Origin of the sequence: Novilysobacter erysipheiresistens (assembly GCF_036663935.1) — a bacterium.
Classification (GTDB): domain Bacteria; phylum Pseudomonadota; class Gammaproteobacteria; order Xanthomonadales; family Xanthomonadaceae; genus Novilysobacter; species Novilysobacter erysipheiresistens.
Genome location: NZ_JAXGFP010000007.1, coordinates 84875 through 100990 on the forward strand (window position 1 = coordinate 84875; position 16116 = coordinate 100990).

The 16116-nt window shown below is 70.6% G+C and carries 16 protein-coding genes; 1 reads left to right on the forward strand and 15 read right to left on the reverse strand.

Annotated elements, in window-relative coordinates:
• Window positions 1-41: 41 nt before the first annotated feature.
• Window positions 42-2738, reverse strand: a complete 2697-nt coding sequence (locus tag SNE34_RS13085) for a methyl-accepting chemotaxis protein (protein WP_332617945.1) — start codon at window positions 2736-2738, stop codon at window positions 42-44.
• A gap of 229 nt (window positions 2739-2967) precedes the next feature.
• On the opposite strand from SNE34_RS13085, the gene SNE34_RS13090 reads away from it, so the two are divergent.
• Window positions 2968-3279: an energy transducer TonB gene (locus SNE34_RS13090; protein ID WP_332617947.1), complete on the forward strand. Its 312-nt coding sequence runs from the start codon at window positions 2968-2970 to the stop codon at window positions 3277-3279.
• A gap of 189 nt (window positions 3280-3468) precedes the next feature.
• On the opposite strand, the gene SNE34_RS13095 is transcribed toward SNE34_RS13090, so the two are convergent.
• From SNE34_RS13095 to SNE34_RS13160, 14 genes are all read right to left on the reverse strand, one after another.
• A complete protein-coding gene (locus SNE34_RS13095) occupies window positions 3469-3939 on the reverse strand; it encodes a chemotaxis protein CheW (RefSeq protein WP_332618205.1) in 471 nt (156 codons plus the stop codon).
• Between the two features lie 100 nt (window positions 3940-4039).
• Window positions 4040-6034 carry a chemotaxis protein CheA gene (locus SNE34_RS13100; RefSeq protein ID WP_332617949.1) on the reverse strand — a complete coding sequence of 665 codons (1995 nt, stop codon included), beginning with the start codon at window positions 6032-6034 and terminating at the stop codon, window positions 4040-4042.
• A 3-nt stretch (window positions 6035-6037) separates the two neighbouring features.
• Window positions 6038-6403: a response regulator gene (locus tag SNE34_RS13105; protein ID WP_332617950.1), complete on the reverse strand. Its 366-nt coding sequence runs from the start codon at window positions 6401-6403 to the stop codon at window positions 6038-6040.
• On the reverse strand, window positions 6400-6690 hold the full coding sequence (locus SNE34_RS13110; protein ID WP_332617952.1) for an STAS domain-containing protein: 291 nt from the start codon (window positions 6688-6690) through the stop codon (window positions 6400-6402). Before SNE34_RS13110 ends, SNE34_RS13105 begins: the two co-directional genes overlap by 4 nt.
• 63 nt (window positions 6691-6753) lie before the next feature.
• A complete protein-coding gene (locus tag SNE34_RS13115) occupies window positions 6754-7413 on the reverse strand; it encodes a chemotaxis protein CheW (RefSeq protein ID WP_332617954.1) in 660 nt (219 codons plus the stop codon).
• The gene (locus SNE34_RS13120) at window positions 7410-8183 is read right to left on the reverse strand and encodes a ParA family protein (protein WP_332617956.1); all 774 of its coding nucleotides are present in this window, start codon (window positions 8181-8183) and stop codon (window positions 7410-7412) included. The genes SNE34_RS13115 and SNE34_RS13120 overlap by 4 nt, the downstream gene beginning before the upstream one ends.
• Window position 8184: 1 nt before the next feature.
• Window positions 8185-9195: a flagellar motor protein MotD gene (gene motD, locus SNE34_RS13125; protein ID WP_332617958.1), complete on the reverse strand. Its 1011-nt coding sequence runs from the start codon at window positions 9193-9195 to the stop codon at window positions 8185-8187.
• 1 nt (window position 9196) lies between these two features.
• Entirely contained in the window at window positions 9197-9937 is a 741-nt protein-coding gene (locus SNE34_RS13130; protein ID WP_332617960.1) for a flagellar motor protein, read from the reverse strand.
• A gap of 46 nt (window positions 9938-9983) precedes the next feature.
• On the reverse strand, window positions 9984-11762 hold the full coding sequence (locus tag SNE34_RS13135) for a chemotaxis protein CheA (RefSeq protein WP_332617961.1): 1779 nt from the start codon (window positions 11760-11762) through the stop codon (window positions 9984-9986).
• Between the two features lie 4 nt (window positions 11763-11766).
• The gene (locus tag SNE34_RS13140) at window positions 11767-12417 is read right to left on the reverse strand and encodes a protein phosphatase CheZ (protein WP_332617963.1); all 651 of its coding nucleotides are present in this window, start codon (window positions 12415-12417) and stop codon (window positions 11767-11769) included.
• Entirely contained in the window at window positions 12414-12806 is a 393-nt protein-coding gene (gene cheY, locus SNE34_RS13145; RefSeq protein ID WP_332617965.1) for a chemotaxis response regulator CheY, read from the reverse strand. Before cheY ends, SNE34_RS13140 begins: the two co-directional genes overlap by 4 nt.
• 40 nt (window positions 12807-12846) lie before the next feature.
• Window positions 12847-13611, reverse strand: a complete 765-nt coding sequence (locus SNE34_RS13150) for an RNA polymerase sigma factor FliA (protein ID WP_332617967.1) — start codon at window positions 13609-13611, stop codon at window positions 12847-12849.
• The gene (locus SNE34_RS13155) at window positions 13608-14501 is read right to left on the reverse strand and encodes a MinD/ParA family protein (RefSeq protein ID WP_425604539.1); all 894 of its coding nucleotides are present in this window, start codon (window positions 14499-14501) and stop codon (window positions 13608-13610) included. Before SNE34_RS13155 ends, SNE34_RS13150 begins: the two co-directional genes overlap by 4 nt.
• Window positions 14485-16113, reverse strand: coding sequence for an AAA family ATPase (locus tag SNE34_RS13160; protein ID WP_332617971.1), 1629 nt, complete (start codon window positions 16111-16113; stop codon window positions 14485-14487). The genes SNE34_RS13155 and SNE34_RS13160 overlap by 17 nt, the downstream gene beginning before the upstream one ends.
• Between the last annotated feature and the right edge of the window lie 3 nt (window positions 16114-16116).

The following is a 16116-nucleotide window of genomic DNA, read 5'->3' on the forward strand; positions in this document are numbered from 1 at the left end:
TGGGTGGTGACCGGATTGGAGCGGGGCGGGAGGGACGCGGATCAGAACTCCTGCCAGTGCTGGTCGCTGCCGTTGGCCCGCGCCCGTGCAGGTTTGGCCGTGGACTTGGCAACCGCCTTGGCGGGCGCCGGCCGCGCGGGCTTGCGCGGCGCGCTTGCGGGCGCCGGCTCGGCCACGCGGCTGACGGCCACGCGGCTGACCGCGATCGCCGGGCCCTGGGCGTCGTGCTGCGCGTCCAGCCGGAATGCCGAGACCGTCTGCACCAGGTGCCCGGACTGCTGCTCCAGGCTGCGGGCGGCGGCCGAGGCCTCCTCGACCAGCGCGGCGTTCTGCTGGGTGCCTTCGTCCATCTGCAGGATCGCCTGGTTGACCTGCTCGATGCCGCTGGTTTGTTCCTGCGAGGCGGCTGAGATGTCGGCGATGATGTCGGTCACCCGCTTCACGCTGGTCACGATCTCGCCCATCGTCTTGCCGGCCTGGTCGACCAGGCTGCTGCCTTCCTCGACCTTGCCGACCGAGTCGGTGATGAGCTGCTTGATCTCCTTGGCGGCGCCGGCCGAACGCTGCGCCAGCGAGCGCACCTCGGCGGCGACCACCGCGAAACCGCGACCCTGCTCGCCGGCGCGCGCGGCCTCGACCGCGGCGTTGAGGGCGAGGATGTTGGTCTGGAACGCGATGCCGTCGATCACCCCGATGATGTCGCCGATCTTGCGCGAGGACTCGTTGATCGCGCTCATCGTGTGCACCACCTGGCCGACCACCCGGCCGCCCTGCTCGGCGACGTCGGCCGCGCCGATCGCCAACTGGTTGGCCTGGCGCGCGTTGTCGGCGTTCTGGCGCACGGTCGAGGTCAGTTCCTCCATCGACGAGGCGGTCTCTTCCAGCGAGGCGGCCTGCTGTTCGGTGCGCTGCGACAGGTCGTTGTTGCCGGCGGCGATCTCGCCGGCGGCGGCGCTGATCGCATCGCTGCCCTGGCGGATCTGGCCGACCACGGTGGCGAGTTGGCGCACCGCGCCGTTGGCGTTGCGCGCCAGTTCGCCGAACTGGCCCGGCAAGTCGGCATCGGCTTCGCGGCTGAGGTCGCCCTCGGCCACCGCGGCGAGCAGGCTGCCGACCTCGTCGAGGCCGCGGTCGGCGCTTTCCATCAGCGCGTTGAGGCTTTCGATCATTTCGCGATAGACGAACTGGAAGCGTTCGGCATCGCCGCGGCGGCTGAAGTCACCGGAAACGGCAGCCTCCACGAGGCCCTGGATCTCGCTGGTCATGGCCTGCATGCCGGCCTTGACGCCATCGACCGCCGCGGTGATCTGGGCCTTCTTGCCCGGCAGGCGTTCGATGTCCTCGGACAGGTCGCCGCGCGAGTACGCGCTGACGATCTCGACCACCCGCATCTTCACCGCGATGTGCGACGCGACCAGGGTGTTGATCTCGTCGGCCATCACCCCGAACGAACCGGGGAACGCTTCGGTGTCGAGTCGTTCGTCGATCTCGCCGGCCTGGTGCGCGTCGAACAGCGTGCGCTGCGCCTCTGCGAAGCCGCGCAGGCTGGCGACGCCGCCTTCCAGGCTGACCGCGATGTCGCGCAGCTCGTCGCGACTGGTGACATGCACCCCTTCCGGGAACTGGCCGATCGCGATCGCCTCGGCGGCGTCCTGGATCTTGCGCAGCGAGGTGCGGGTGCTACGAGTGAAGCCGAGGAACAGGTACACCGACAGCAGCAATACCAGCAGCACCACGATCGCGGTGCCGGCGGTCTGCGCCTGCAGCCGGCCGATCTCGGCGGCGGCGGCGTTGGCGGTGGAACGGTTGGCGGCGACCAGCGCCGCGGCCATCGCCAGGCGGGTGGCGTCCTCGCGCGCGGCCATCACCTTGACCGGCAACTCCGGCAATGCGGCGTCGAGCACGTGGGTCTGGATCGCGTCGTTCTGCTTGCCCATCGCGGTGAGCGCGGTGTCCAGCGGCTTGCCGATGCTGGCGGCCAGCTCGGGCATCGCTTCGCGGGCGTTGGCGACTTCCAGTTCGATATTCTCGCGCAGGAAGTTCTGCATGTTGCGCGAGACCGCCAGGCCGGTGCGGTCCTCGACCCAGATCGTGCCCTCGCCGAGCACGCGCAGGCCGACCGCGCCCTGCTGCGAGGTGTACTCGGCCAGGGTCGGCAGCCATTCGCTGGCGGCGCGGCCCATGTACAGCGTTGCCGCGTCCTGCGAGGTCGACAGGCCACTGTGTTCGGCGACCAGCCCCATCAATTCGCGTACCTGGCGGATCGCGGCGTTGCGCGCGTCCATCGCCGCGGCGGGGTCGGAGAACTCGGCGCTGGCGGTGGCCCAGGCCGCTTGCGCCTGCTGCATCGGCGCCTGCAACGGCGCCTCGGGCAGGGCATCGGCGGCCCACTTGGAGGCCGCGGCCAGCTCTTCGCCGGCGAGGCTAGCGGTGCTGGCGAGGGTCTGTGCGGATACGTCGTCCTTGGCCGCGACCCGGGTCGCCAGCTGGCGGTATTTCTGCATCGCCAGCATCGAATGGTGCAGCTTCGACAGGCCTTCGACCGCGGCCTGCTGTTGCTGCACCGCGTTGATCTCGGCGACCGAGCGGGTCATCAGGATGCCGGCCAGCACGCCGCAGGTGAGCATGAAGGACGCGCCGATCACCAATGCCTTCTGGCTGAAGCGCAACCGCGCCATCAATCGCGTCGCCGGCGCAAGCGCCTGATCGAGCAGGGAGGAGGGAAGGCGGTTGGACATGGGGACCTCGGGCAGTGGTGGACCCGGCGTGGGTCGACTCTCCTGAGGATCGGCGTGGCCGCCGGAAACTTTAGGGCGACCGCCATGCGGATCTTTGCCCAATGCGGACGCTGTCGGCGCAAATGTGGCGTCCATCGCAGTTTTGCGATCTTGCACGCAAGAATCCGTCGACGCGGCCGATGCAAGGGGCACACCCGTATACCCGTTTCCTTCCCTGCAGGAGTTACCCATGTACCGTTCCCGGATCCTCATCGCCGTCGCGTTGTCGCTGGCATTCGCGATGCCGGCCCAGGCCCAGCCCGACCTCAAGCCGATCAAGCGGGTCGAGCCCGAATACCCCGCCGATGCCGCCCGCTCCGGCACCGAGGGCTTCGTCGAGATGGAGTTCACCGTCAACGCCGCCGGCAAGGTCGAAAGCGTGTCGGTGGTGACCGCGCGCCCGACTCGCACGTTCGAGAAGGCTGCGGTGACCGCGGTCAAACAGTGGGCGTTCGCCCCGGGCGGCGGCCGCGGCAAGGTGCGGTTGGATTTCTCGCTCTGAGTAGCCCGCCATCCGGCAAAAGAAAACGCGCCCCTGGGCGCGTTTTTTTTGGTGTGTTCCGGGCTCTTGTAGGAGCGGCTTCAGCCGCGATCGGAAATCGTTCGCTCGCGCCGACTCCAGATCGCGGCTGAAGCCGCTCCTACAAAAAACGGAGTGCCTCGGCGGATGCAGGCACGCGCGGCTGCCTTCTTACGCCGCCAGCGCCTCGGCGACCAGGCCCATCTCGGCACTGGTCATCAGCCGCTCGATGTCGAGCAGGATCAGCATGCGCTCGTCCAGGGTGCCGATGCCGGTGAGGAACTGGCGGTCGATCGCCGCGCCCAGCTCGGGCACGTCGCGGATCTGCTCGCCGCCCAGCCGCACCACGTCGGACACGCTGTCGACGACGATGCCGACCACCCGACCGCCGACGTTGAGCACGATCATCACCGTCATCGCGGTGTATTCGACCTTGGCCAGGCGGAACTTCATGCGCATGTCGATCACCGGCACGATGGTGCCGCGCAGGTTGACCACGCCCTTGATGTAGTCGGGCGCGTCGGGTAGCCGGGTGACCGCGTCGTAGCCGCGGATCTCCTGCACCTTGAGGATGTCGACGCCGTATTCCTCCTCGCCGAGGGCGAAGGTCAGGAACTCGTCGGTGGCGGCGTCGCTGTCCATGTAGGACTGGCTGGAAGAAGCGCGCGGTGCGGGTCTGGCGGTGTCGTTCATGCGTGGGTCCTTGGTACGGGGCGTCGCCGCGGAGTGTGCGTCCAGGTGGTCAGGCCGCGGCCGGCAGCGCCAGGCCGCCGGCGTCGACGATCAGCGCGACCCGGCCGTCGCCGAGGATGGTCGCGCCGGATACGCCGGGGATGCGGCGGTAGTTGGTTTCCAGGTTCTTGACCACGACCTGCTGCTGGCCGAGCAGTTCGTCGACCTCCAGCGCCAGCTTGCGGCCGTCGCTTTCGACCACCACCGCGATCGGCGGGCGGGCCGCGGCGCCGGTGGCGGCATTGGCGGCGGCCTCGCCGTCGTCGGGATGGGGCAGGCGGTACTGCTCGCGCAGGTTCAGCAACGGCAGGTAGTCGTCGCGCACGCGCAGCACCCGGGTGTCGTTGGCAATCGTCTTGATCTCGCCGGGGCCGGGCTGCAGCGACTCGACCACCATGCTCAGCGGCAGGATGAAGACCTCGTCGCCAACCGCAACCGACATGCCGTCGAGGATCGCCAGGGTCAGCGGCAGCCTGATCGACACGGTGGTGCCGACGCCCTTGGCGCTGCGGATCTCGACCTGGCCGCCGAGGGCAATGATATTACTCTTGACCACGTCCATGCCGACGCCGCGGCCCGACAGGTCGGTCAGCGCGTCGGCGGTGGAGAAGCCGGGGTGGAACACCAGGTCCCAGACCTGGGCGTCGGTCGGTTCGGCCGGCAGCGGCAGGCCGCGCTCGGCGGCCTTGCGCAGGATCCGCTCGCGGTCCAGGCCCTTACCGTCGTCGCCGACCTCGATGATGATGTGGCCGCCCTGGTGCGCCGCGCTCATGCTGATAGTGCCGGTCTCGTCCTTGCCGGCGGCGATGCGCTCGGCCGGCGACTCCAGGCCGTGGTCGATCGCGTTACGCATCAGGTGCACCAGCGGGTCGACGATCTTCTCGATCACGCCCTTGTCGAGCTCGGTCGCCTCGCCCTGGGTCTTGAGCCGGACTTTCTTGTCGAGCCGCGTGGCGAGGTCGCGGACCATCCGCGGGAAGCGGCTGAAGGCGAACTCGACCGGCAGCATGCGCACGCTCATCACCGCTTCCTGCAGGTCGCGGGTGTTGCGCTCGAGCTGGCCGAGGCCGGCGAGCAAATGTTCGTTGGCGGCCGGGTCCAGGGTTTCCGACTGCTGGCGCAGCATCGCCTGGGTGATGACCAGTTCTCCGACCAGGTTGATCAGCGCGTCGACCTTGGCGACGGCGACGCGGATCGAGGTCTCGGCATCGCTGGCGCGGCGCGCGGGCGCGCCCGCGGTTTCGTCGGCCACCGCAGCGGCCGGTGCGGCCGGAGTGTCGACGGCGCGGACTGGCGGTGCCAGCGCTTCGACGGACAGCTCGCATTGGTCCTCGACCCAGGCGAAGGCCTCGTCGATCGCACCGCGCGGCACGCTGCCGGGCAACATCAAGTCCCACGCCAGGTGCGCCTCGAACGGGTCGAGTTCGGCGAACGGCGGCAGGCGGTCGTCGCGGCAGGTGGCATCGAACGCGCCGTGGCTTTGCAGTTCGCGCAGGATCCTGAGCGGGTCGTTGCCGCTCATGAACATCGATGGGTGCGGGCGGAAGTCGATGCGCCAGCCGTCGCCACCCGTTGGTGCAACGGTAGCCACATCGGTACTCGCGGCGGCCGCGGTGCCGCTCAACATCTGCTCCAGGCCGGCGCGCGCCTGCGCCAGAGCGGCGGTGTCGATCGACTGTTCGATGTCGCCACCGTCCTCGTACGCGGCGAGCAGGCCACGCAGCACGTCGACCGCCTGCAGCAGCACGCCGATGGCGTTGCCGTCGAGCGTGCGGGTGCCGGCGCGGGCCTCGTCGAGCAGGGTTTCCAGCAGGTGGGTCAGGTCGGTGACCCGGCCGAAACCGAAGGTCGCCGCGCCGCCCTTGATCGAATGCGCGGCGCGGAAAATCACATTGATGGTGTCGGCGTTGCTGCCGTGCTCCAGGCCCAGCAGGCCGGACTCCATCGCGTCCAGGCCCTCACGGCTCTCCTCGAAGAACGCTGCGTGGAACTGGGTGATGTCCATCGCTTAGCCGAGCACCTTGCGCACGGTGGCGAGCAGCTGCTCGGGGTCGAACGGCTTGACCAGCCAACCGGTGGCGCCGGCGGCCTTGCCTTCCATCTTCTTGTCGCCACCGGACTCGGTGGTCAGCATCAGCAGCGGGGTGAACTTGTAGGCGGGCAGCGTGCGCAGTTGGCGGATCAGCTCGATCCCGTCCATCCGCGGCATGTTGACGTCGGTGACCACGGCGTCGAACTTCGCGGTCTTGGCGATGTCGAGCGCGGCCTGGCCGTCCTCGGCCTCGCGCACTGTGTAGCCGCCCGACGACAGCGCGAACGCGACCATCTGCCGCATGGAGGTGGAATCATCAACGATCAGCAGGTTGGCGCTCACGCAGGGTCTCCGGTTGGGGCTTCGACGCCGAGACTGGCGGCCAGCGCCAGCGCGCGGGCGGCATCGGCCAGGGTCGGCGAGGCGAGGGTGACGACGGTGCTGCGGCCGGCGCTGGCGCGGTCGCGGACGAAGGCGTGCAACAACTGCAGCCCGGCGGCATGGACGCGCTGGACCTGGTCGCCCGCCAGCTGCAGCGGCGCGTCGTCGTCGAGGTGCGGCAGCAGGGCGGCCTGCAGCTCGGCGACGTGCTCGATGCCGAGATCGGATTGCAGGGAAAGTCGGTTCATGACGGCGCGGCCGAGGGGTATCGAGAAAGTTAACGGCGGGTGGGGCCGCGACTTTAGCGGCGCTCAATCGAACAGCGCGTTCGCGTCGAGCAGCACGGTTGGCACCTTGTTGACGCGGGCGATGCCGACGATCGCGCCGGGCGCGCTGCCGGCCAGCGGCGGTTCGATGTGCTCGCGGCCGAGGGTGGCGACGTCCTCCACCACGGTGACCAGCACCCCGATCAGCTCGTCGTCGCGCTCGACCACGACGATCCGCGAGTGTTCGCTGGTCACCACGTCGGCGCCATCGAGCCAGCGGCCCAGGTCGAACACCGGCACGATCCGGCCGCGCAGGTTCATCACCCCGAGCACCGCGTTGCTGGCGCCGCGCATGGCGACAATCGGCGCGACCCGCACCACTTCCTGCACCCGCAGCAACTCGAACGCGTAGTGGTCGCGACCGATGCCGACGCGCAGCCAGCGGCTGCTGCTGGTGACCGCGCGGGCCGGAGTGCCGATGGCGGTGGTGTCGGCGACTGCCGGGCGGGCCTCCCTGGCGACGGGCACCGGGACGGGAGCCGCGACCGCGATGCTGGCGGCGACGTTCGCGGCGATCGCCGCCGGCGCAGTGACGGCCGGCGGCGCTGCCGCCACTGCGGCAACCAAAGGCTCGACATCGGCCACGCCCACGTCGGCCAGCAACTCGTCGAGGTAGGCGTCGACCACGGGCGAGCCGACAGTCATGCGGCCTCCTGTCGCAACGGCTGGGCGTCGAGCAGCCAGCCCAGCGCGGAACGGTAGGCGTCGGCGCCACGGCCGCTCGGGGTTTCCGCCGCGGTCAGCGCGGCGGCGTCGCGCAGGCGCGTGTCCATCGGCACCGCGCGCGGCCAGACCAGGCCTTCGTAGCGGTCGTGCAGGTGCTCCAGGCTGTTGACGCCGGAGCGGGTGCGGCGGTCGTACAGGGTCGGCAGGATGTGCCGCGGCAGTGGCCGCCGGCGCGAGCGTTCGACCATGTCGGCGGTGCGCAGCATGTCGGTCAGGCCGTGCAAGGCCAGCGGATCGGTCTGGGTCGGAACGACCAGGCGGTCGGCCGCGGCCAGCGCATTGACCATCAGCAGGCCGAGGGTCGGCGGGCAATCGAGCACGGCGTAGTCGAAGCCGCCGCGCGCCGCGTGCAGTGCGCGCTGCAGCGCGAGACCGAGGCCGGGCTGGGTCGCGCCGCGGCGCTCCAGCGTCGCCAGCGCCGGTTGTGCGGCGACCAGCAGCAGACCATCGATTTCGGTGCCGCGGGCGAGCGCGCGCAGCTCGGTGCTGCCGTTGTGGGCGAACAGGTCGTGGCTGCCGGCCGGCGGCGGGTCGGTCGGGATCCCGAACGCCCGCGTCAGCGAGGCATGCGGGTCGAGGTCGACCAGCACCACCTGCGCGCCGCTGGCGGCCAGCTCGCGCGCCAGGCACAGCGAGGTGGTGGTCTTGCCGACCCCGCCCTTCTGGTTGGCGATCGCCCAGGTCTGCATGTCAGGGAGCTCCAAGACTTGAGGTGCTGCCGGAAACGACGGTCGGCAGCGCGAGTTCGGTGACCGCGCGGGCGTCGCCAGCGGGCGCGGTCGCGGGGGCTTCGCCGGCGATCAGCGGCGGCAATGGATCGGTGACCGCGTCCGGCCCCAGCGGGTCGGCCAGGATCACCAGCAGCACCCGCCGGTTGGCGTTGCGACCCTCGATCGTGGCGTTGTCGGCGACCGGCTGGTGTTCGCCGTAGCCGACCACGGCCAGGCGGTCGGGCGCGACCCCGGCGGCGACCAGTTCGTGCACCACGTTGCCGGCGCGCGCCGCCGCCAGTTCCCAGTTGGACGGGAAGCGCACGGTGTGGATCGGCTGGTTGTCGGTGTAGCCCTCCACCCGCACCGCGTTGGGCTCGTCGCGCAGGATCTGGGCGAGCCGACGCACGGTGTCGATCGCCAGCGGGCTCGGCGCGGCCGCGCCGCTGGCGAACAGGATGTCGCTCTGGATCTCCACCTCGAGGAACGCGTTGGCCCGGCGCACCGTCACCAGCTTCTGCCGGACCAGGTCCGACAGCGCGTCCTGGATGCGTTTGCCGATCGAATGCAGTTGTTCGTGCTGGCGCGCCTGCGCGCGCGCGGCGTCGCTGGCGGCCGAAGTGGAGTCCGCCGGGGTGGCGCGTGCCTGGTGGCCGAAGGTCGGGATGTCGAGCACCTGCAGCATCCGCGGCGCGTTGATCGGGCTGGCCGCGGCGGGGCCGTTCTTGGAGTCGGGCGTCTGCAGCGAGGGCCGGTCGAACGACGAACCGCGCAACTGGGTCGCGCCGAGCTGGATCGGCCGGATCGCCCGCGGCTGGCCGCCGAACGCGGACGACAGCGCGTCGGCCAGCACCCGGTACTTGCCCTCGTTGAGCGAGGAGATCGCGTACATCACCACGAAGAAGGCCAGCAGCAACGTCATCAGGTCGGCATAGGGAATCGCCCAGGCCTCGTGGTTGGTGTGCTCCTCGTGGTGTTGCCGGCGCGCCATGTCAATGCACGAAACCGTTGAGGCGGGCCTCGATGTTGCGCGGGTTCTCGCCCTGCGCGATCGCGATCAGGCCCTCGACCATCATCTCGCGCTCGCTGGTCTGGTGGTGGATCAGGCCCTTGAGCTTGCTGGCGATCGGCAACATCGCCAGGTTGGCGATGCCGATGCCGTAGATGGTCGCGGTGAACGCCGCGGCGATGCCGTGGCCGAGCATGCTGGGGTCGGCCAGGTTCTTCATCACCGCCATCAGGCCGAGCACCGCGCCGATGATGCCCAGGGTCGGCGCGTAGATGCCCATGCCCTCGAACACCTTGGCCGCATCGAGGTCGCTGCGGGCCTGGCCGTGCAGTTCTATCTCCAGCATCTGCCGCACCGACTCGGGCTCTACCCCGTCGACCACCATCTGCAGGCCCTTGCGCAGGAACGGATCGGGCTGGTTCTGCACTTCCGCCTCCAGCCCGAGCAGGCCCTGGCGGCGTGCAGTGCCGCTCCATTCGACGATCTTGGCGATCACCGCGACACGATCGTGCGCGGGCGGCTGAAACACCCAGCGCACGATCTTCAGCGCGCGCTTGAACGTCTTCATCGGGGTCTGCAACAGGATCGCGGCAACGGTGCCGACGACCACGATCACGAACGCCGCCGGCGACCACAGTCCCGACAGGCCCGCGCCCTTGAGCACGCTGCCGCCAAGCAGGGCACCAACCGCCAGCAGTGCACCGATTACGCTGAGTCTGTCCATTGCTCGAATTAACGGTTGCGGGTGGGGATTCTTGAGGCGTGGCGGCTCAACGGCCGCCGCGCACGCCGGTGCGGTACAGCGCGTCGACGTCGAGGATCAGGGCCATGCGGCCGTCGCCGATCAGGCTGGCACCGGCATAGCCGGCCAGGCCGCGCAGAGTGCGCGGCAGCGCCTTGATCACGACTTCCTCGCGCCCGCGCACGCTGTCCACGGCCAGGCAGAAACGCTGCTCGCCCGACTGCAGCACCACCGCGGTCGACTGCGACAACGGCGTCTCGGCCAGTCCCAGCCAGCCACGCAGCGACAGCAGCGGCACCGGTTGTTCGCGCAGGTCGAGCACGGTCTGGCCGTCGACCTGCATCGCCACGCCGGGGCCGTGGGCGAGCACCTCGACCACGCGCACCAGCGGCAACGCATAGACGTCGCCGTCGATCTCGACCAGCAACGTCGGCAGGATCGCCAGGGTCAACGGCACCCGGATCAGGAAGCGACTGCCGCGGCCGGGCTCGGAGAAGATCTGCACCTCGCCGGACAGCTCGCGGATCTTCGACTGCACCACGTCCATGCCGACGCCGCGGCCGGACAGGTCGCTGACTTCCGCCCGGGTCGAGAACCCGGCCAGGAAGATCAGTTGCAGGCATTCATCGCCCGACAGCCGCGCGGCGGCCTCGGGGTCGATCAGGCCCTTGCGCAGGGCGCTGTCGCGAATCTTGTCGGGGTCGATGCCGGCGCCGTCGTCGCGCACTTCGATCGCGACGTGGTCGCCTTCCTGCTGCGCGCTCAGGCGCACCTGGCCCTGCTCGGGTTTGCCGGCGGCGGCGCGCACCTCGGGGCTCTCGATGCCATGGTCTATCGCGTTGCGGACCAGATGGACCAGCGGGTCGGACAGCGCCTCGACCAGGTTGCGGTCGAGTTCGGTCTCGGCGCCGAGCACTTCCAAGTCGACGTTCTTCGAAAGCTGCCGGGCGACGTCGCGGGCGAGCTTGGGGAAGCGCGAGAACACCCGCCCGACCGGCTGCATGCGCGCGGTCATCACCGCCGACTGCAGGCGCGAGGTCGCGGCGTCGAGGGTGGTCACCGCGCGGTCGAGCTCGTCGTCGCGCAGGCGCGGGCGGATGGTCTTGAGGCGGTTGCGCGCGAGCACCAGTTCGCCGACGAGGTTGACCATCGCGTCGAGCCGGCGGACGTCGACGCGCACGGTCGGGTCGTCCACATGTGCGGCGGTGGCGAGCTTGCGTGGCGCGGCTGCCGGCGTGGGTGCCGGTGCCGCTGGCGGAGCGGCGGCGGGCGTCGGCGCGACGGCAACATCGGGCGCCGGCGTCGCGCCGGGAGTGCCGCCCGAGCCGTGCAGGCTGTCGAGCAGCGCTTCGAAATCGAGGTCGTCGAGATTGTCGTCGACCGGCGCCGCGACGGCGGCGCTGACCTCGGCCGGCGAGCGGGTGCCGGCACGCAGGCCGTCGAGCAGGGCTTGCGGGGCCGGCGTCAGCGGCTCGCCGGCGGCGACGCAGTCGAGCATGTCGACCAGCAGGTCGAGCGACTGCTGGGCGCCGTCGAACGCGGCGCCATCCAGCGGCACCTCGCCGCTGCGGGCGACGTTGAGGCGGTCCTCGACCGCGTGACAGATCGCCACCATCGGCGGGAAGTCGAGGAAACCGGCGCCGCCCTTGATCGTGTGGAAGCCGCGGAACACCGCGTTGAGGCACTCGCGGTCGGCCGGGTTGCCCTCCAGCGCGACCATCTGCTCGCCGAGCTGGTCGAGGATCTCGCGCGCCTCGATCAGGAAGTCGGCGCAGATGTCGTCGCCTGTGTCGAACGCCGCGCTCATCGACTCACAGCCCCAGCGACGACAGCAGTTCGTTGGCGTCGTCCTGGGTCGCCGGCTTGGGGTCGAGCCCGGCGACCGCGGGGCCGTGGCCGCGGTTGGACAACTGCAGCGGTGGTGCCTGGCCGACCGCGTCGCCGAGGCCGGCCTGCACCGCACGCACCAGTTCGACCACGCGCAGGATGATCTGCCCGGTGAGGTCCTGGTAGCCCTGCGCGGCGGTCATTTCCGACAAGCGCGCGCGGACGCCGGCAATGGTCTCGGCCTGCGTTGCGTCCTGCATCGACAGCTGCCCGAGCAGGCCGCTGCATTCCTGGATCAGGTCGAGCGTGCGCATGCTCGCGGTCTCGGTCAGGGTGACGACGTGCTCCAGCCGCGCGCAGGCGTCGGGCAGCGAGGCATGGTGGGCGGGATCGCCGATCTCGCCGAGCGCCAGTTCCAGCTCGTGGGCGAGCCGGGCCAGGCCCTGCACGAACGGCTGGGTGCGCCACTGGATCAGCTCGTCGACGTTGGCCCGCCAACCGGCATGGTCGTCGTGCTCCAGCGCCCACAGCGCCGCGTGCAGGCGCTTGGTGATGACCTGCCGGTCCTGCGGAAGCAGGCCCTTGCCGTCGCCGGCCGGTGCGGCGATCACGGCCTCACCGTCGTCGCTGCTCACGCCGCGCTCTCCAGCCGCTCGAACACCTTGGCCAGCTTGTCGCCGAGCGTGGCCGCGGTGAACGGCTTGATCACGTAGCCGTTCACGCCGGCCTGCGCGGCCTCGATGATCTGCTCGCGCTTGGCCTCGGCGGTGACCATCAGCACCGGGATCTTTGCCAGCGCGGCGTCGCCGCGGATCGCCTTGAGCAGGTCGATGCCCGGCATGCCCGGCATGTTCCAGTCGGTGATCACCAGATCGAACGGCGCCTTGCGCAGCTCGACCAGCGCGGTGTTGCCGTCGTCGGCCTCGGTGGTGTTGAAGAAACTGAGGTCGTTAAGCAGGTTCTTGACGATGCGGCGCATGGTCGAGAAGTCGTCGACGATCAGGATGCGGATGTTCTTGTCCATGGATAAGGCTCGTGCGGCAGATGGGTGGTGGGTGGCGGGCTCAGGGCTGGCTGTCGGGGTCGACCTCGTCGCGCCAGTCGCCGAGGCGGGCGCGCAGGCGCAACATGGCCTGGCCGTGGATCTGGCAGACGCGCGACTCGCTGATCGACAGCACCGCGCCGATCTCGCGCAGGTTGAGCTCCTGTTCGTAGTACAGCGACAGCACCAGCTGCTCGCGCTCGGGCAGGTCGCCGATCGCGCCGCCGAGTGCCTCGCGGAACGCGGTGTGCTCGAACTCGCGCGCCGGCGTGACCGCGCCCGCGGCGGTCGTGCGCGGCTCGCCGTCGTGCTCCTCCAGCTGCGCGTCGAGGCTGATCAGCTGGCCGCGCGCGGCGTCCTGGATCATGTGGTGGTAGTCGTCGAGCGAGACCTCCAGCACCGCCGCGATCTCCTGCGCGGTGGCGGCGCGGCCGGTGTCCTGCTCGACCTGGCGGGTCGCGGCGACTACATCCCGATACCGGCGGTGGACCGAGCGCGGCACCCAGTCGCCGCGGCGGATCTCGTCGATCATCGCGCCGCGGATGCGGATCGACGCGTAGGTTTCGAACGCCGCGCCCTGGTCGGCCTGGAAATTTCGGGCCGCGTCGATCAGGCCGAGCATGCCGGCCTGGATCAGGTCGTCGACCTCGACGCTGGCCGGCAGGCGCGCGGCCAGGTGGTGGGCGATGCGGCGCACCAGTTCGCCATGGCGCTCGACGATCAGCGCGGCGTCGTTGGCCGGGTGGGCGCCCTGGTTGGAGCGGTAGGCGGCAGCGGCGGCGCTCATGCGGCGCTCCTTGCCGATGCGCCGGTCGGTGCGATCAGGCGTTCCATGAAGAACTCGACGTGGCCGCGCGGTCCCGGCGGGCTCTGCCACTGGCTGGCGCGGCGGGCGATGTCGCGGAACGCGACCGAGGCCGGCGCCGACGGGAACGCGTCGACCACCGCCTCCTGCCGCTGCACCGCGCGCCGCAGCCATTCGTCGCGCGGGATCGCGCCGAGGTAGCTGAGGGTAACGTCGAGGAACTTGCTGGTAACCCGCTCGAGCTTGTCGAACAGTTGCCGGCCCTCGCCGGTATGCTGGACCTGGTTGGCCAGCACCTGCACCCGGGTGATGCCGCGCTCGCGGCTGAGCACCTTGATCAGGGCGTAGGCGTCGGTCACCGAGGCCGGCTCGTCGCAGACCACCACGATCACGTCCTGCGCGGCCTGGCAGAAGGTCAGCACGCCGTCGGCGATGCCCGCGGCGTTGTCGACCACCATCACGTCCAGCGGCACGTCAAGCTGGCTGAAGGCATGCACTAGACCGACGTGCTGCTGCGGCAGCAGTTCGGTCATGTGGCGCTTGCCCGACGCGGCCGGCACCACCCACAGCCCGCGAGGACCTTCCAGCAGGGTGTCGCGCAGCTCGCAGCGGCCGGCGAACACGTCGGCGAGGGTGAAGCGCGGCGACAGCCCGAGCATCACGTCGATGTTGGCAAGGCCCAGATCGGTGTCCAGCAGCAGGGTGCGCTGGCCGGCGTTGCACAGGGCCATGGCGAGGTTGACCGAGACGCTGGTCTTGCCGACGCCGCCCTTGCCGCTGGCGACGGCGATGACCCGGACCGGCGCAGGCGAAGGCGCGGACGCTTGGAAAGCGACCTGTGCGGGCACGGTCATATCAGCAGACGACGGCATGGCGGTCCTCGGTGGCAAGGGGGTTATCGGCAGCACGGCGCAATTTCTCCAGTAGCAACACCAGGTGCGACGGATCGGCCTGGGCGAGGTCGGTCTCAACCTGCTGGCCGTCGGCGGTGTAGGCCAGGCTCAGGCCGTTGCGGATCACCACCGACAGGGCGGCGCCGAGGCGACCGGTCTCGTCGAGCTTGGTCAGCACCACGCCTTCCGGGGTGGCCATGCGGTAGCGGCGCACGACCTCGTTCATGTCGTGCGGATGGGCATTGGCCGGCAGCACCAGCAGGCTCCGCACGTTGCGGGTCGCGCGCAGCCAGGTCAGCTGGCCGAGCAGGGCGCGGTCGCGGGCGCCGAAACCGGCGGTATCGACGATCACCAGTGGGTAATCAACCAGTTGTTCGAGGGTCTTGGCCAGCGCTTCGGGGCCGTGCGCCTCGCACACGGTCACGCCGAGCTTGCGGCCGTGGGCGTGCAGCTGCTCGCGGGCGCCGACGCGCTCGGCGTCGGTGGTCACCAGGGCGACGTCGCGGGCGCGGTGGCGGGCGACGAATCGGGCGGCGAGCTTGGCCGCGGTGGTGGTCTTGCCGGCGCCGGTGGGACCGATCAGGGCAATCACACCGCCGTCGTCGATCGGCTCGGCGCGATTGACGGTGAGCATCCGCGCCAGTTCGGCCAGCAGCGGCGCGCGGACCCGGGCCGGGTCCAGGGTCGGGTCGATCCTGGCGGCGATGGTCTGCGCCAGTGCCTCGTCGCTACCGTAGCCGAGCAGGGTGTCGAAGGCGGCCGCGCGTGCCGGCGAGCCGCGCAGGCGTTCGACCGCGAACTGGCCCATCTCGCGCTCGATGACCTGGCGCATCGCGGCCAGCTCCTCGCGCATCGCCGCGACCGCCGGATCGGCGTCCCAGCGCGGCACGGCTTGCAGATGAGGGACCTGCGCTGCCGCGGCCGCGTCGGAAGACGTGTCGTCATCCTCGGTCGGCCGCGACAACGCAGGCGGGGAAACGGTGGTTGCGATGGTGGGGACGGTGGCGTCGGGACCGGCATTGTCGGCGCCGGTAGTGTCGTGGCTGGTGGAGCCGTCATCGTGCGCGGGCGTCGGCGCGGTCGGCTGCGCGGCGGTTGCTTGCGCCACGGGCGCCGCTGGCGCGCCGAGCGCGGCCATCATCGACTCGAAGCGGGTGGGCGAGGGCGGCGGCGTCGCCGCACCGGTGTTCATCAGTTCGGCCAGGGTTGGTTCCGCCGGCGGCTCGACCGCGGCCGGCTGCGTGTCGTCGCCGAGCTTGAACACCGCGCGTGCGCGGCTGGCCAGGGTCTCGCGGACCGGCGGTGGGGCTGGCGCGGCAACGGTCGCGACCGCCGGTGCCGGGGCCAGCCTGGGCGCCGCCACCGGCTCGGGCATCTCCGGCACGGCGGCCGTCGGGACCGCGGCCAGCGCCGGCGCGGCGGCGCGCAGCGCCTGGTGCACCAGCGCCTCGTCGTAATCGGTGGCCGAAACCACCTCGACGCCTTCCGCGCACGGCCGGTTCGACAGGATCACCGCATCCGGGCCCTGTTCGTCGCGGACCATCCGCAACGCGGTGCGCATGTCGCTGGCAATGAAACGCTTGATTCTCATCGA

Coding starts and splice junctions, on each gene's coding strand:
- SNE34_RS13085 (WP_332617945.1), bottom strand. CDS start 2,738: ATGTCCAACCGCCTTCCCTCCTCCCTGCTCGATCAGGCGCTTGCGCCG.
- SNE34_RS13090 (WP_332617947.1), top strand. CDS start 2,968: ATGTACCGTTCCCGGATCCTCATCGCCGTCGCGTTGTCGCTGGCATTC.
- SNE34_RS13095 (WP_332618205.1), bottom strand. CDS start 3,939: ATGGACAGCGACGCCGCCACCGACGAGTTCCTGACCTTCGCCCTCGGC.
- SNE34_RS13100 (WP_332617949.1), bottom strand. CDS start 6,034: ATGGACATCACCCAGTTCCACGCAGCGTTCTTCGAGGAGAGCCGTGAG.
- SNE34_RS13110 (WP_332617952.1), bottom strand. CDS start 6,690: ATGAACCGACTTTCCCTGCAATCCGATCTCGGCATCGAGCACGTCGCC.
- SNE34_RS13115 (WP_332617954.1), bottom strand. CDS start 7,413: ATGACTGTCGGCTCGCCCGTGGTCGACGCCTACCTCGACGAGTTGCTG.
- SNE34_RS13120 (WP_332617956.1), bottom strand. CDS start 8,183: ATGCAGACCTGGGCGATCGCCAACCAGAAGGGCGGGGTCGGCAAGACC.
- motD (WP_332617958.1), bottom strand. CDS start 9,195: ATGGCGCGCCGGCAACACCACGAGGAGCACACCAACCACGAGGCCTGG.
- SNE34_RS13130 (WP_332617960.1), bottom strand. CDS start 9,937: ATGGACAGACTCAGCGTAATCGGTGCACTGCTGGCGGTTGGTGCCCTG.
- SNE34_RS13135 (WP_332617961.1), bottom strand. CDS start 11,762: ATGAGCGCGGCGTTCGACACAGGCGACGACATCTGCGCCGACTTCCTG.
- cheY (WP_332617965.1), bottom strand. CDS start 12,806: ATGGACAAGAACATCCGCATCCTGATCGTCGACGACTTCTCGACCATG.
- SNE34_RS13150 (WP_332617967.1), bottom strand. CDS start 13,611: ATGAGCGCCGCCGCTGCCGCCTACCGCTCCAACCAGGGCGCCCACCCG.
- SNE34_RS13155 (WP_425604539.1), bottom strand. CDS start 14,501: ATGCCGTCGTCTGCTGATATGACCGTGCCCGCACAGGTCGCTTTCCAA.
- SNE34_RS13160 (WP_332617971.1), bottom strand. CDS start 16,113: ATGAGAATCAAGCGTTTCATTGCCAGCGACATGCGCACCGCGTTGCGG.